The organism is Pseudomonas sp. S60, assembly GCF_016647865.1.
GTDB lineage: Bacteria > Pseudomonadota > Gammaproteobacteria > Pseudomonadales > Pseudomonadaceae > Aquipseudomonas > Aquipseudomonas parafulva.
Window position 1 is genome coordinate 1 of the sequence record NZ_JACVVH010000056.1, and the last position, 14,832, is coordinate 14,832.

The window sequence follows — 14,832 nt, forward strand, 5'->3', positions numbered from 1 at the left end:
GCCGTGTCGATAGAGGAGGGTGCCGCCTGGGCAATTCATCGGCTTGAGAGCTAGGGCGCGACCATCTTCGGTTTCTCATTGCATATGACCGAATTGAGAAAATTGCAGGTAGCATCGATGGTGTTAACGCCTCCGTCGAAATTGATGCGCAGGGTCGCTGGCTTGTGCCAGGAATGATCGACGACCAGGTGCACTTTCGTGAGCCTGGCGCTGCTCACAAGGCAACCATGGCGAATAAGTCCCGAGCCGCCGTTGCGGGTGGGATTACCAGCTTTATGGACATGCCCGATACCAATCCGGCTACCTTGTCCCTCGCCGCGCTTCAAGATAAGAAAGCCCGAGCCGCTGCTTCGTCAGTCGCAAACTTCGGCTTTCACTTTGGAGTCAGCAAGGACAATCTGGATGTAGTCGCCAGTCTTGACCCGCAGCAGGTCGCAGGTGTGAAGGTGTTCATGGGCGCGTCGACGGCAGACATGCTCCTTGACGATCCTCGAGTACTGGAGCGGCTGTTTGCCAATGTACCTACTATCTTGCTCGCGCACTGTGAGCATACGCCTACAATCTTGGCCAACGAGGCTCATTACCGCGAGCAGTTTGGTGATTTCATCCCGCCGGCAATGCACCCGGTAATTCGAGATGCGGACGCTTGTTTCCGCTCATCAAGCTTGGCAGTGGAGCTTGCCAACAAGTTCAACACACGCCTGCATGTGCTGCATTTGACCACGGCTATGGAGCTGAAATTATTCGAGCCTGGCCCTCTTGCGAACAAATTGATCACTGCAGAGGTCTGCGCACATCACTTGCTATTCGATGACCGTGATTACGCAAGCCTTGGCAATCTCATCAAATGCAACTCCGCCATCAAAACCCGAGAGGATCGTGATGCCCTGCGCCAAGCTCTCCTGTATGATCGCATCGATGTAATCGGTACTGATCATGCCCCACATACGTTGGCAGAGAAGCAGAGGGCGTATGCTTCTGCGCCGTTTGGATTACCCCTGGTTCAGCATGCGCTTCCTGCGTTGTTTGAGCTGGTGGAAGAAGGTGTTCTGCCGATTACTCAACTGGTGCAAAAGACGAGTCATGCGGTTGCGGACTTGTTCGCGATCCAGGAGCGCGGATATCTGCGAGAGGGGTACTGGGCAGACCTCGCTCTTGTAGAGCGTTTAGAGGAACCACGACCAGTCGCCCATGACCCGATCCTTGCTCACTGTCAGTGGACACCGTTAAAAAATCACCAGTTGCGGCACCGAGTAATGACGACTGTAGTTTCTGGGCAACTGGCCTGGCATGGCGGATGCGTTAATGAGAGCTGCCAAGGCCTGCCTTTGGCCTTCGGTGCGCAGCGATCCTGACAACTCAAAATTATCGAGCGAGAGTGACCGACATGACGGAACAAGAGCAGCTTTCTCTGCCAGCTGACGATTACATGGACGCCGCGCAACAGGGGTTCTTCCGAGAGCTGCAGTGGCAATTGCGCCTGCTTGAGCGGGAGAAGAAGCTATTGGACAAGATTGACGAAGCCTTGGAGAGGATCTCGCGAGGAGAGTATGGATGGTGCGAAGAGACGGGAGAGCCCATTGGATTGCGACGTTTGCTTCTGCGGCCAACTGCGAAGTTGAGCGTTGAAGCCAAGGAGTGGCAGGAAAGGAAAGAGCGGCATGTGCGGGAAGACTAGGCTGGTTAGTAGTTGACCCAACAAGATACTTTAAACATATGGGGATCGATTCCTTGCCTAAGGCGGCTCGATTGCTATTTTAACATTATGAGTGCTAAAGCTTCCGCTAGGAGTACAGCTAAGCTTGGTTATAGTTTTTTGAGGGCGCTCTGCCTCACTCCTTTCTATATACACGATAAGTGATGTGCGGAAAATAGCGCGCTCGTTGCAATCTCCTCATTTCGCTTTTGCATCACTTGCATGACCTACCCGGTGTGGCGTATTCATTGGCTTATGCCCTTGTGCATGGTGCTTAGCTATTTTTTTCTGTTTGTAAAATTCAATATGTTCATTTAACGTGCCGCTATACATTGCTTAAGCATCATGCAGGTGGCTCAGGAAAAATATGAACAGACTTTTTCAGCTCGCTCTATTTACTTTGACATTGATGACTACATCAGCTTATGCGGCGAATAGTGCGCCTGCCACCATTCGAATTGCCGTTCCGGATGCAGGCGGAAGCGACAAGCATGCTGCCGGAGGCGTGATAGATGTAATCCGTGAGCAACACTTGCTCGAGAAAGCATTTGAGAAAGATAAAATAACTATTGAGTGGCGATTTTTTAAAGGTGCTGGCCCAGTCATCAATGAGGCACTAGCGAATGATCAAGTCGATATTGCATACATGGGCGACCTGGCGGCTATCGTTGGGAAAGCTGGTGGGCTGGATACTCGTGTGTTATCCGTAGGTGTGCGCGGGATAAAAAGCTATCTAGCCGTTCGGCCTGGCTCCGAGATTAAGCAGTTGAGTGATTTGAAAGGCAAGCGCATAGCTGTATTTAGAGGCACTGCTCTTCAGTTATCATTTGTTAGCGCTCTGGCCAGCCAAGGGCTCTCGGAGCGTGACGTAAAAGTAATCAACTTAGATCCGAATGCGGCGAATGCGGCATTGGCCGCAGGCCAAATTGATGGAACCTGGGGGCTTTCCAATTTGATAGTTCTGCAGCAACGCGGTTTGGCAGAGCTTCCTGTCAATTCAAAAGAATTGCAGAATGCTGGGAGTACTCAGATCATGCTTCTTGGCACTGGAAAATTTGTTCGCGACTATCCAGAGCTCGTGACGCGACTGCTCGAGGTTCAAAAGCAAGCTTCAGATTGGTTAAGAGATGAACGCAACAAAAAAACTTACATCGAATTATTTACAAAAAACTCTTCATGGCCGCCATATGTCTTGGAGACCGAGCTGGCAGATGAGGATCTAGCGACTTACTTTGACCCGCGGCTCGATGCAGATTTTGTTTCGGGATTACAAAAGAGTATCGAGCTAGCCTTTAGTGAGCGTTTAATACGTCGCCGCTTTGAGGCCCGCGACTGGGTAGAACGAAGCTACATGAACAAAGTAATGGCCGAGAAAGCCACGGCTAAAGTTAACCCATAAATTCAGCCATAGTTGGGTGGTGTATGAGCGAAAAACCATTGAGTAGTTCTGAATATCAAAACGGGATAGAAATTATCCCAGTTGCTGGTCGTATTGGTGCTGAAGTTCGAGGAATTAAACTTTCCGGCAGCCTGGCAGCAGACGCAGTAGAGACTATCCAGGAAACGCTGGTTAAGTATAAGGTCATTTTCTTTCGCGGTCAGAATCATTTGGATGACCAAGAACAGGAGGCATTTGCTGAACTACTAGGCGAACCTGCTCGTCACCCTACGTTAGCTGCGGTAGGTGGCACTAAATATATGCTTGAGCTGGACGGCGATTCAGGCCGTCGTGCAGCGTCATGGCACACGGACGTAACCTTTATAGACGCTTACCCCAAAGCGTCTGTATTGCGCAGTATCATTTTACCTGAATCTGGCGGCGATACAGTTTGGGCGAATACCGCAAGCGCCTATGAAAACCTGCCAGCGCATCTCCGTGCCTTTGCCGATACGCTGTGGGCAATCCATACCAACGACTATGACTACATTCCTCCTACAGAAGGAATTAGGGATAAGCAAAGTAGTTTTTTGTCGACCATTTATGAGGCTGAGCATCCAGTAGTGCGAGTGCATCCGATCTCTGGCGAGCGGACACTGCAACTTGGTCATTTTGTTAAATATTTGAGAGGATATTCACTGGAAGATTCAAGGAAGCTAGTATCGCTGCTTCAGGGGCATGTAACTGCCCTAGAAAACACTGTGCGCTGGTGTTGGAGTCTGGGTGATGTAGCTATCTGGGATAATCGAGCAACCCAGCACTATGCGCTCAACGATTATGGTACGCAGCGGAGGCTGATGCGCCGCGTCACTTTAAAAGGTGAGGTGCCAGTGGCGGTGGATGGATCTCTGAGCCGATCAATACGCAAAGGCTGAATATCTCGCGATAAAGTTTGAAGTATGGCGTCAGGTTGTGCTGCCCTGGCGCCACTCAGACATTTACGATAGCTTCTCCTTAAATCTCTTTATCACTAGTAACTAATTGATTTATTAGTGCTCTTGCCATGGGTGATAAACCGATGTCAACACGGCTGACTATCCCGTAGCGTGTATAGAAAGCGTCCTCGTGTTCTGGTAGTAGATTCGCGAGTTTTAGAATGATAAATCGCGGATTCGCTTCTTGTTGTTGAAAATTGTTTGTGCATGCAATTCCGATTGCGTCAGATTGTTGAACGATGTTTATCAGGGCGTATCCATGTTCGCACTCTACCGTGGGGGTGAAGTCTCTACGCCCACTAAGCTCACATAGAAGCTTGTGAATTCTGGGAGGGTGAAATACTGTCGCTAGTGGGTACTGTAGTAGATCTTCCGCCCGCACTTCCTCCTTACAACTCAGAGGATGCCCTGCGCGGCAACAAAAGTTCCACCGCCTAGGTTTTATATGTGTTATTTTGTGGTTAGGGCTGGACTCAAACTCGTCACTATCGGCTATGAAAAAATCAATGTCCTCGGCAGAAAGCTTTTGTTTGAGACCTTGCCAGCTGTCTACTTGCAGATATGTCTTAACTGCCGGATATTCTGTAATGAAGCGCCCTACCGCAATTGCAACTAGCCCGCCCGCAGCTGCTGGGCCAGAACCGAATCTTACCAGGCCCGTGCTGGTTCCGCTAAAATCCTCAACCTCTCTGATCAAGCTGCGAGCGCCATGAACGATTTGTCGCGCGTGCTCAAGAACCAATAAGCCATGCCGTGTAGGGTTTAACCCCTTTTCACCTCTATCAACTAATCTGTATCCAATATTATTCTCTAGACTTTGTATGCTGCGACTGAATGCCGATTGAGACAAATGCACAGCTGCTGAAGCTGCAGCAAAACTGCGATGTTCGATTAGGGCAATAAAGTGACGAAGCTGGCGGAGATCAATATTCATGTACGTTTCACAGGCTACTAGTTATAAATTTGGTGATGTTATATCTTTCAAGTAATCAAGCCAAATAATTGATCGATCTATTGTTATTCCTTTTTGGAATGTACTTGAAGGGCAATTAAACGGTTCCGGTAATTCGGGTTGTCATTGAGTATATTAGAGCTGTTTCACGGTACTTATAAGTTGTTCTGTTTTTTAGAATAGCAAAGTCCCGGTAATGATTGTGAACTTATTCAAAAGGGATGGCCCGGATTATTAGGGCTGACAATTACAAGCATCGCAGCCGACTAGCCCGCGCTTGACGGGCTAGATCTTGAGCTTGAGCTTGACTAAAAAATCGGCTATTGAAATTCCTTGCTAAGCACGTAATTCATACAAACAAAAACAAAAATACGACGCCAAATTATTGGCATCGGCAGTCTAATGCCATGTCGCCGATGCATGCATACAAAGAAAACCGCAAAGCGTCACGCGCGTTCGAAATGCTCCGTAGTCGGATTCGTCCTTGTGATTCCGACGCGCTCCATGGGTTGTTGCCGCACCTCCAAACGCGCGATGTTTGGTAACCGATTTAATACCCAGGGGACAGCTAAGGACGCGCCGGCTGTCCTGAAGACTCGAGAGTGATGGCCGGCAGGAGTGGTCGTAATCGAGAATGACTCTCGTTATCATAGTGTTATTACATAACAGGAGTAGTGCTATGCAAGTCCTTTCATCGCTCAAGCAAGCCAAGAATCGCCATCGGGACTGCCAGGTAGTGAAGCGGCGCGGGAGACTCTACGTAATCTGCAAATCCAATCCGCGCTTAAGGCGCGGCAAGGTGGTGTGAAGAAAATGTGAAATCTTCTGAATGCCGGTCTCCCAGCCTTCGTTGATCGATGGATCAAGGTCTTCATTACGCGGCGGTACCTTGTAGGCAGCTGCACCTGTGCCTACCTGGAAAGTGCGGCCCCAGTTCGCATAAAAACTCGCAAACTTCCAGGGTGAGTAGACGACACTGAGCTTCGGCTGTTTGATAAGGCCATAGTCGTTGATGTCGTAATCTTGGTCGGTAAGCTTGTTAGTGAAATCGCCGCTGATCTTGTCGACGCGGGGCCGGGACAATCTTCAGCGACTCAAAGGGCTCGATTTCGGCCTGCACATAGGCTCCAACGGTATTGAAGTCGAAATCTTGGTCGCGAGTCTGAGTCTGCCGCACGCGGTTGATGGTGTTGTAGCGCTCGCTGCGGTTTTCCTGCTTCTGCATATCGCTACCGCCCTCCAGGGCGAAGGCGTGCAACCATTCAACCTCGGGCCGCCAGGTCAAGGAGGTGATGGCGCCGTATTGGGTCTCGTACCCATTGCACTGTTGCATTGGGTACTGCCTGTTGTTAGGAGTGAGGCGCTCCTGTGTAGAAGCTCAAGTCTCAGACAACGGGGAGTAACGGATTTTCTCATCGAGCGATTCGACTCTCCGGCTTTGGTCATGTGAGCTGAAGAAAGGGGGGGCAACCACGCAGCGCTTGTGATGGTGCGTTTGGCTTCAGCTGCTGTAATGGGGCCAGAGCGGGCCGTGCTCAAACGGGCGCCGAGCGGTAGCAGTGCCCAGCAGCGGGGGCTGTTGGGCGTCCGCTGCTACTGGACACGCCCAAGCGCCCTCTACTGGTACTGGTTTTCACTGATTTTTCGAGCTATTTCCACCGCGCCTTGCAGATCTAGGTGACTTGAGGCAAACGACCTCATCAAAAGCGGTCGAGGAAGAGCCCAGTCCCATTTCTCTCGGATCATGTTTTCCACGTTCTCGAGAATGGGCTCCAGATTAGAGACATCTAGCTGAGCGACGGTACGCAATGCTTTCAGTGAATCCTCCGCACCAAATGCGATGTCCAGAAAAAGTCCCGAGTTCTCACACTGGATGCCCACATGCCTCAGCAGCAAAGCCAAGGCATCATTGGTGTAGTCGCCTTGCCAAGTTACAAGATGGCTGGCGCTAGCCGATCCCACGATCGACTTTTCCCCGAGCCCGAGGGCATGAAATGTTTGCCGCGCTTCCTGGAGCAATGATTGGGCCTGCTTGTCCAGGAAAGGGCAGGGTGCTGTTTCCGAAAGAACACTCCGCATCTCCATTCGAACGCGATCGTGTATCTGAGCGCCCAAGCCGTCAAACTGGGGTGGCTCGCCGCCGCGCGTTGGGGTAACCACGATGACTTTGGCTTCAAGATCTACATCCTGAACCTGCCAGCGTCGGCCACCAAAGATGATTCTCTGCCCCTTGGAGAGTGGCCGGCTAACGGGCAGAGATCCCAGTGGTTTGCCATCTCTGAGCAGTCGGAACTCTTCATCGCTGGTAAAAGCGGTGTAGAACTCATAGTGATTGATCAGACGCTCACCCAGCTCACCTGGCAGGAGCAGACCAGAACTGTCCTGGACAATCAGCTCCTTCTCACCCATGCCTTTGAGCAGCAACATCAGATCGCCCTTCGTTACGCTCGCGAAGCTGCCGCTGGCAATGAGATCGTTCCACAGTTGGGCAGCGCTGGCGCCGCCCATTTGGGCAATGGTCGACAGGCATTGCTGAACGAGCGTGGAAGCATGCATTCCCTTCGAACGAGGGGGCTCAAACCAACCGGCCACCAGCAAGCGAATCATGGCAACGGTTTGCACCAACCCTTCACGCAGTTGATCGGAAAGGTCGGACTGATCCGTGAGCACGCGCTCCCGGCAGTAGCCTCTCAGGATGGCAGGCTCGCCTGCGCGCCGTCCCGATCTTCCGAGCCTTTGTCGCAGGCTAGCTACAGAGGGTGGGCATCCCACTTGGGCAACTGTTCTGATGTTTCCGATATCAATGCCTAGCTCAAGCGTCGTCGTGCAAATAGCAGAAGCGGGTGGATCGCCGGCTTTTAGGGCACGCTCAGCATCTTCTCGCAGCTCTTTTGAGAGGCTGCCATGGTGTGGCCAGAACTCGTTGAGAACGCCATCGTTTTCGCACAGCGACCGCAGTCGATCTGCAAACCACTCTACCTCTTGGCGCCGGTTAGGGAAGATCAGGTTGTTGTGCCCGCGTAAAACCTTGTAGAGATGTCCGGCGATCGCAACTTTAGAGCCTGACTCCTCGGTCTCCTCGTCTGTGGCATCTTCCTCAGAGGATTGTCGCTTACCATGGTCGGCAACCACCTGCTGCATTGGACGCTCGATGTAGCCGCGTACCTGAACTTGCAGCTCCTGGCCTGTCGACGTCGAGTTGATGACGGTGATCTGCTCAGGGTTGTTCGGCCTTAGAAACACCTGAGCCAGAGACATCTCACCCAAGGTGGCAGATAGGCCCACACGTGGAAGCTGCCTGCCAACGACTGTCTCCACGCGCTGCATCAAAGACTGCAATTGCTTTCCACGCTCGCTGCCAATGAACGCGTGAAGCTCATCCACGACGATGTAACGTAGGTTTTGAAAAACACCTGGCAAGCTTGAGCCTCGGTTCACGAAGAGTGCTTCAAGCGACTCAGGTGTGATCAGCAGAATGCCTTCAGGTGATTTGAGAAAGCGTTGTTTCTTGCTTGCGGACACGTCCCCATGCCACGCGACGACTGGAATCTCCAGTCGTTCGCACAGTCTGCTCAGCCTGTCCCATTGATCGTTGATCAAGGCTTTAAGAGGGCTGATGTAGAGCACCGCGCCTGCGGTGCTCGTATCGTTCAAGAGGTTGCTCAGGACGGGAAGGAAAGCGGCCTCGGTTTTACCCGCGGCAGTTGAGGCCGCGATGATGACGTCCTGATCGGCGCCTATGAGAGCCGGTACCGCCCACTCCTGCGCATCGCGTAGCGACGTCCAGCCCTGCGACCAGATCCACTGCTGAACCTCGGGGTGCAGGCGCTCGAATGATGAAGAATCAGAGCTTGAAACTGGCGAGCTCATCATCTGCCTCGACTTCTAGATCCTGCTGGGCACCTTCGTCCTTGGTCAACTCCACAGCGCCGACCAGCGAGCGCCAATCTGCTCCAGGATTTTGCTCGATCACCGCAAGCAAGCTGATGAACGCTGTAATCGTAGTCCTCGGCGTGCGGAAATAAGCCTCACCCAGTCGCTGATTGCAGTGAGCCATGAAGGCTGGGATCGCTTCATCCGGCAGCAGGAATCTTTCAGGTTCACCGTAGGCGTACACGTGCCTCAGCTTCTGCAACAGCACGAAGAAATCTTCGGGTGTCAGGCTGCTCAGTCGAATGACCGGGCCAGACAGGTCAACCAGGCCAGACTTGGCAAAGGTGTTTTCTGCCAGACGGGACTGGAGGGCAGGGTAGCTGTACAGGCCGCGGCGAGTGTCCATCAAGAATTCTGGTGTTCCGCCCAGGACAAAGCCGAGACCTTCTGCAGAGCCCTGCAACGAGTCATTCAGAATGCGCAGGATCTGTTCGTAGTTGGCATTACGGGCTTGGGTGTTCGCAAGCTTGTAGAGGTTTACCAATTCGTCGAGGCAGACCATCAAACCGCCAAAGCCTGCCAACCGCACAAAGCGCGCAAGCAGTTTCAACTGGTCGTAAACCGATGCGTCATCGACGATCGTGCGCACACCAAGTGCAGCTCGCGCATCTGTCTTGGTGGAGAATTCGCCACGCAGCCAGCGGATGGCATCTGCTTTCAGCTGCTCATTTCCCTCTTCGAAACCACGGCAGTACGCTGCGATGACCTCGGCAAAGTCATAGCCATTAACCATCTCAGTGAGCTCTGCCAGGTACTCACGAATGACGGCTTCGCTTTCCACACCCTTGGCTTTGGCTTCAGACTTGGCCTGGGAAATGAATTTTTCGACGATGCCCTGGAGTGCACCACCATCTGGTTTCGTTCTTGTGGCCATGTTCTTGGCCAGCTCAGAATACAGCGACCGAGCTTGCCCACCGGAGGCATGGAGTCGACGATCCGGGTTCAGATCGGCATGCATGGTGACGAGCTTGCGCTCCATGGCGATACCGCGCACGAGGTTCAGGAAGAAGGTCTTACCTGCACCGTACTCACCAACGACCACACGGAAGGCCGAACCACCATCGGCCAATCGATCAACATCCTTGAGCAGCGAGTCGAGCTCGCCGGCCCGGCCCACCTGAATCAAATGCTGGCCAACGCGAGGTACAACGCCTGCACGTAGTGACTGGATGACCGCGTCGCGATCCTTGGCACGTATCTTACTCATAGGGCTAATTCGTCCAGAATTTCGGGATTGATTTCGATCGGGTCGTCACCTTCGGTTACCGGCATGTCGAAGAGCTCGAAGGCGGTGTCGTTAATCCGTTCTAATGCGCCATCCAGCATGAGCTCCATATCGCTCGCAGCGTCCTCAAGCTCGGCACGACTCCATTCGGTTCGTGAAACCAATAGACGTAAGAAGGCTGAGTGCTCCATGTCCAGGCCATGAACGGTGGCAAGCTGCTCCGCAGCGCTCTCTTCCGCTTCTTGAGTGACTTCAGGCGGGTGGGCATTACTAGTTTCAGCGGTGACCTCGTCGCTGAATACGCTGGCGAGCAGCGCTGATACTTCAGCTGTCTCCTGCTGCAGGCGAGCGACTTTGTCCATGTCCAGGACAAAGCCTGCGTCGGATGTCTGTGCCGGTTTGTTAGCTATCGTTGGGCTTGCCGTCCCTGTCACTGTATCCACCTGACGAGCAGGCAGTACCGCAGCACTGTGCAAATCGCTGTAGACGAACTGCGGATCCAGCGACAATGACTTGTAAACTCGCTCAAGCAGCTTCACTTCTTGCGGCGTGACCTCGCCGTCTGCCTGGGCCAGGTGGGCCAGGAAGCTCGCAATTTTTCGCTTAGCCTCTGCAGTCAAAGGCTCCAGCTTCTTCTTGAGGCTGGCCAGGGTAGGGGGCTGTTTCAGCTGAATTTTCAGGTGGGCTTTCAAGCGCTTGCGGTGGGCCACACAGAGGTGATCCCACGAGTCGATGTGCCCAGACAATAAGCTCACTTCTTCGAGAGAGGTGTCACCATCTGCCGCAGCGACAGCGCTGGCCAGATCAAGGGTCACAGCTGCAGCGTTGTAGGCGTCCGATGAGCGAAGAGAGCCTTCCTCCGAGTCAGCAGCGAACAGAGCGATGGTGTCTTCAGCTTTAGGTGTGCGACTACCGGAGAGCACATCGGGCTCCAGGCCAATGCGCTTGCTCTCTAAGGCACGGGCCAGCGCGCCCACCTTGTCACGTGAAAGCGCGCCGGCGGATTTGAATCGCCCGGCCAACTCGCCGAAGCTCATGCAAATAGTTTCACCGCCCACACGTTGCGCAAGCTGATCGAGCTCAGTTTGAGCCTCTGCTGGCCAGAGTTCAGTGGGTAGCTGAAGGATGGCTTCAAGTGAGCCCGCTGCATCCGGGTTGCGCCCCAGGTACCGGCTATAAGGGTCGAGCACGTTCGTGCAGTCTTCAACGATAACCTGCAGCTTATTTCGGGTGCCAGAGGTGGCGCTCACGTCCGGTAAGTCACCCACGGATTCAGCCGGAATGTTCAGTGTCGCTGAGGCTGGGCGATAGGCGGTTTTGAGCTTGGTTTTGTTCTGAGCCAGCGCGATCCCGTTGGGGTAGCGCTTTGCGAACTCGTTTTTGAAGAGTGCTGCAAACTGCTCCGGGCAACGAGTCACAGGTGTGCGCCTGGAGATGTTTGGCTCTGACTGAGCCCAGGCCAATGCCCAACTTGGATTCAATGGGAATTTATCCACGGCCATCTGACCCAGAGCGACGCGAAGTGACATCGGCAGTTCATAACCATCGGAGCTCATGGTGGGCGGCTCGCTCAAATAGCTTTGAGCTTGGAGCGAGCCTGATTCGAGATGAGCGAGGAAGCGTGTTGCGTAGCCGCGGAAGGAAGAGTTACCGCCGTAGAGATCTATCAGACGCCTCACTTCGGCTTTGATCGCAGGCAGTTCAGCCTTCGCCTGTGGGTCGGTTGGCGCATCAATCAGCGCACGCCGTTCAAGCCCATAGAAGAACAGGAATACGTACCCGGCATCGGCTGGCTGACGACGTCCACCGGCCAGCCATTGCAGATAGGCCCGACGTGCCTCTGGCGTGATGCTCTTGTAGCTAGGCCAGTAGGGCATTTGCCGATCGGTGAGGCTCATGGGGGATCGTGCAACTCGAAGGGTTGCATCAAGCAAAGAAGGCTCGGAATGACCGAATTGGGTTGCGCGTTCGGTGATGTAGAGCATCCCGCCTGGTATGGAGAGCCCTGCGACGTTGAATGATTCGCCTTCCGCAAGCCAACGCACCCCAATCGGCTGTGGGGGCTTGGGAATGGTGAAGCCCTGATTGGGTGGAGTGCCTACTTGAACTATATGGAATTCAGGTTCGCGCGCGCGCGTGCTTGCTGCGCTGAACTGGGCGGGAACACTGGGTGAGTTTGCTTGCAGGGTAGCTGTGGCAATTTCAGCCGTGAGCTCATCCTCTGCGTCATTGGGATTGTCGAGGGAGGGGCGCCTGATCGCCCATACCAACACCCCTATGCCCAGGATGACTCCGAGTGCAATCCATACCTGCTTCGGAATCTGCGCCAATAGGGCGACAACGAATAACAAGGCGTACAGAGCGATCGGCCCGCCGCCGCTCCCTTTTCGCTTCCGTGGCATACGAGTGTTCCATGAGGTGGGTAATGGCCAAATGACATTCTTACGGATTTTTTTTGGCCGGCCAAGCCTATTAGACGAAGGGAAGGGTTTTCTCCGAGGCCGCGTTCAACAGCTTCACGAGATTTCGAATGCGATGGTACAGCGGCTCCTGTACACAGCGTTACCCGCCGCCTACGTATGGCTATCTCAGTTCACTAAGCTAAGAATTCAGGGCGCTTGAGGTCGCTGATGAGCGTCAGATTTCCGCTTGGAGGTATGTATGAGGCAGGTCACCACGAGCGATATGTGAAAGGGTTCAAAAGTGATAAGGCTTCGCGCCCAGGCCTCCACCTAAACCCTTGGACAAGATCTATTGGCCCTACATCCTTGGTAACGTGGCGGTCAGAGGCATACAGAAGACGATGATTAATTACATTGATACCTTAACAAAACGGCCTTAAGTCCCGTTCAGGGCTGATCCATGGAAAAGGCGTTACAGGACTACCCAGTAGTATCATTACTGCTTTTCGGATGGTTGATCTTCCTCTCTGCTAAACTGCGCACGGAGCCTCAGCTTTTCTGCAACCTCGAATATGTTGTCTGCGGGGTCGGGTCTAGTAGAAATGTAGCCGTTCTCGGCGAGTATTCGAAATGCTTCTTCGACGACTCGCTCTTTAGGATTGCGCTCGATAAACGTGCTCATAGCTGCTTTCTCTTTAGGGTACTGCTCTCGATAACGACAGCATCACATGCAGGACAGGTTCAGTCACTGCGTTCTGCGGCTGGTCGTTCAAGCAATCCTACTCCGGTTACCATTTGTCGGATGTGTTTTTGGGAGCTGGTATGTTTTGTCATTAGAGCTTGTACAACCTACTGGGCAGCAGGGAAATGGATCGTCTCGATGGGCTTGAAGTCGGTACTTGTCTTGCCCATCAGTCGATTCGGTTCGAAGCCTTTTAGTAAGGGCGACCGTTCACCATCAATCAATTCCTCAGCAGCGAGTTTTCCCAGCACTGGTGCCAGGGTCATACCGCTATGTGTTGCGATCACATACAGGCGCTCGTGACTTGATACATAGCCCACGGCTGGCAAACCATCAGCCGGACGTGCGCGCTGCCCCACAAGCAGACGCTCAAGGCGAACCTCCTGGGTGTTATTGAAGACACGGCCCAATCGAGCCAGCAACTCTCGTCCCACATCGCCGTCTAGTGCGTAATTTATGCCCGGATCCGCAGCATGGTCGAGGTCAGGAGCCTGCAGCAGCAATCTTCCACCTCCATCCGGGCGTATGTTGAGTTCCGGAGTGATGAGGTTTGAGCGCAGCTGGATTTGGGCCGGTGTGGTGTATCCCAAGAAACTACATCCGATCTTCCCGGGCTGGTCGGCATCGATCATTGCGATCTGAGCGTTGGCCTTGGCTAGCACTGGTGCAGTCCATCGTCCGACCGCACAGACAATGAAGTTCCCCTCCCATTTACCTCGTTGATTGATCGTCAGCGATACTCCTCCGGCATGCTCTGCGATATCTGTAATTTGATGATGTTCGAGAATCTTTACGCCAAGGCGCACCAGCTCGCTACGCAAGAATGCGAGAAAAATTGACGGAGAAAGGACTGCCTCGGTTGGAAAGCTCCACACATCAATCCCATCCGCAGGTGCTACCAGCTCTGGAATGAGGCGCTTGATCTCGTCGATCCGGAGCAACTGAACAGGGTATCCCTTGCTCTGCAAGGAAAGTACTCGAGCACTCAACCGCTTGGTACGCTCGCTATCCGTTGCCCACTCAAGCGTCCCGCTTTCGTCGAGCCAGGGCGCGCGATCAGTGTTCTGCTTCTGAAGGCGCTGATGCTCTCGCATGCCTTCCACGTTCAAATGGTGGTAACCCAAAGGGGACTTCCCGTTTGAGTTGATCCACGCGTAGGTAGTCGAACTGGTTCCGCCTCCCACCGACCCAGCCTCAAAGAGCGTTACGTTCGCACCTTTGAGCGCAAGCTCGCGTGCAGTCGATAGACCAATGACGCCGGCACCAATCACACCAATTTTCAATTTCATATCTCTCCCTTGGACGTGATATGCCTAAGCAGGGTAGCTACTGTTCTGTGAGGACTCACATTGGGTGTGAGGAAGTACCCAGCTTCATCCTCGCCACAGCCGGAAAGTGCCCGAGCTACTAGCGTATTCAAGCCTACTGACTGGGCGCCCTGAGACAACCGTACGAACTACTAGGTCTAGAAGTGCTGCTTATAGGATAGGCAGGATTTACCAACGGTCA

At 53.3% G+C, this 14,832-nt stretch carries 9 protein-coding genes and 2 pseudogenes; 5 read left to right on the forward strand and 6 right to left on the reverse strand.

Annotated features, from left to right (window positions below; genetic code table 11):
- Positions 1–74: 74 nt before the first annotated feature.
- From IAE33_RS21435 to IAE33_RS21450, 4 genes and pseudogenes are all read left to right on the forward strand, one after another.
- Positions 75–1,355, forward strand: a pseudogene (locus tag IAE33_RS21435) (dihydroorotase); the annotation flags it as partial.
- Between the two features lie 32 nt (positions 1,356–1,387).
- Positions 1,388–1,678: a TraR/DksA C4-type zinc finger protein gene (locus IAE33_RS21440; protein ID WP_201164993.1), complete on the forward strand. Its 291-nt coding sequence runs from the start codon at positions 1,388–1,390 to the stop codon at positions 1,676–1,678.
- A gap of 385 nt (positions 1,679–2,063) precedes the next feature.
- A complete protein-coding gene (locus tag IAE33_RS21445) occupies positions 2,064–3,095 on the forward strand; it encodes an ABC transporter substrate-binding protein (protein ID WP_201164995.1) in 1,032 nt (343 codons plus the stop codon).
- Between the two features lie 23 nt (positions 3,096–3,118).
- Positions 3,119–4,009: a TauD/TfdA dioxygenase family protein gene (locus IAE33_RS21450; protein WP_201165000.1), complete on the forward strand. Its 891-nt coding sequence runs from the start codon at positions 3,119–3,121 to the stop codon at positions 4,007–4,009.
- 79 nt (positions 4,010–4,088) lie between these two features.
- On the opposite strand, the gene IAE33_RS21455 is transcribed toward IAE33_RS21450, so the two are convergent.
- Positions 4,089–5,003 (reverse strand): LysR family transcriptional regulator, encoded by a 915-nt coding sequence (locus IAE33_RS21455; protein WP_201165002.1) that lies wholly within the window; start codon positions 5,001–5,003, stop codon positions 4,089–4,091.
- A 697-nt stretch (positions 5,004–5,700) separates the two neighbouring features.
- Between IAE33_RS21455 and ykgO the strand changes: the two genes are divergently transcribed.
- On the forward strand, positions 5,701–5,829 hold the full coding sequence (gene ykgO, locus IAE33_RS21460) for a type B 50S ribosomal protein L36 (protein ID WP_201165004.1): 129 nt from the start codon (positions 5,701–5,703) through the stop codon (positions 5,827–5,829).
- A 17-nt stretch (positions 5,830–5,846) separates the two neighbouring features.
- Here the strand turns inward: ykgO and IAE33_RS21465 are convergent.
- The 5 genes and pseudogenes from IAE33_RS21465 to IAE33_RS21485 form a co-directional block, all read right to left on the reverse strand.
- Positions 5,847–6,342: pseudogene (locus IAE33_RS21465) on the reverse strand (TonB-dependent receptor domain-containing protein); the annotation flags it as partial.
- Between the two features lie 296 nt (positions 6,343–6,638).
- Positions 6,639–8,822 carry a DEAD/DEAH box helicase gene (locus tag IAE33_RS21470; protein ID WP_328804901.1) on the reverse strand — a complete coding sequence of 728 codons (2,184 nt, stop codon included), beginning with the start codon at positions 8,820–8,822 and terminating at the stop codon, positions 6,639–6,641.
- Between the two features lie 43 nt (positions 8,823–8,865).
- A complete protein-coding gene (locus IAE33_RS21475) occupies positions 8,866–10,161 on the reverse strand; it encodes an ATP-binding protein (protein ID WP_117139595.1) in 1,296 nt (431 codons plus the stop codon).
- Positions 10,158–12,581 (reverse strand): tellurite resistance TerB family protein, encoded by a 2,424-nt coding sequence (locus IAE33_RS21480; RefSeq protein WP_201165006.1) that lies wholly within the window; start codon positions 12,579–12,581, stop codon positions 10,158–10,160. Before IAE33_RS21480 ends, IAE33_RS21475 begins: the two co-directional genes overlap by 4 nt.
- An 849-nt stretch (positions 12,582–13,430) precedes the next feature.
- Complete coding sequence (locus tag IAE33_RS21485; protein ID WP_201165008.1) at positions 13,431–14,612, reverse strand: NAD(P)/FAD-dependent oxidoreductase; 1,182 nt, start codon at positions 14,610–14,612, stop codon at positions 13,431–13,433.
- Positions 14,613–14,832: the final 220 nt, after the last annotated feature.

What these genes read in the sequence shown, in the direction of transcription:
- IAE33_RS21440 (WP_201164993.1), top strand. Translation starts at nt 1,388, where the DNA reads ATGACGGAACAAGAGCAGCTTTCTCTGCCAGCTGACGATTACATGGAC.
- IAE33_RS21445 (WP_201164995.1), top strand. Translation starts at nt 2,064, where the DNA reads ATGAACAGACTTTTTCAGCTCGCTCTATTTACTTTGACATTGATGACT.
- IAE33_RS21450 (WP_201165000.1), top strand. Translation starts at nt 3,119, where the DNA reads ATGAGCGAAAAACCATTGAGTAGTTCTGAATATCAAAACGGGATAGAA.
- IAE33_RS21455 (WP_201165002.1), bottom strand. Translation starts at nt 5,003, where the DNA reads ATGAATATTGATCTCCGCCAGCTTCGTCACTTTATTGCCCTAATCGAA.
- ykgO (WP_201165004.1), top strand. Translation starts at nt 5,701, where the DNA reads ATGCAAGTCCTTTCATCGCTCAAGCAAGCCAAGAATCGCCATCGGGAC.
- IAE33_RS21475 (WP_117139595.1), bottom strand. Translation starts at nt 10,161, where the DNA reads ATGAGTAAGATACGTGCCAAGGATCGCGACGCGGTCATCCAGTCACTA.
- IAE33_RS21480 (WP_201165006.1), bottom strand. Translation starts at nt 12,581, where the DNA reads ATGCCACGGAAGCGAAAAGGGAGCGGCGGCGGGCCGATCGCTCTGTAC.
- IAE33_RS21485 (WP_201165008.1), bottom strand. Translation starts at nt 14,612, where the DNA reads ATGAAATTGAAAATTGGTGTGATTGGTGCCGGCGTCATTGGTCTATCG.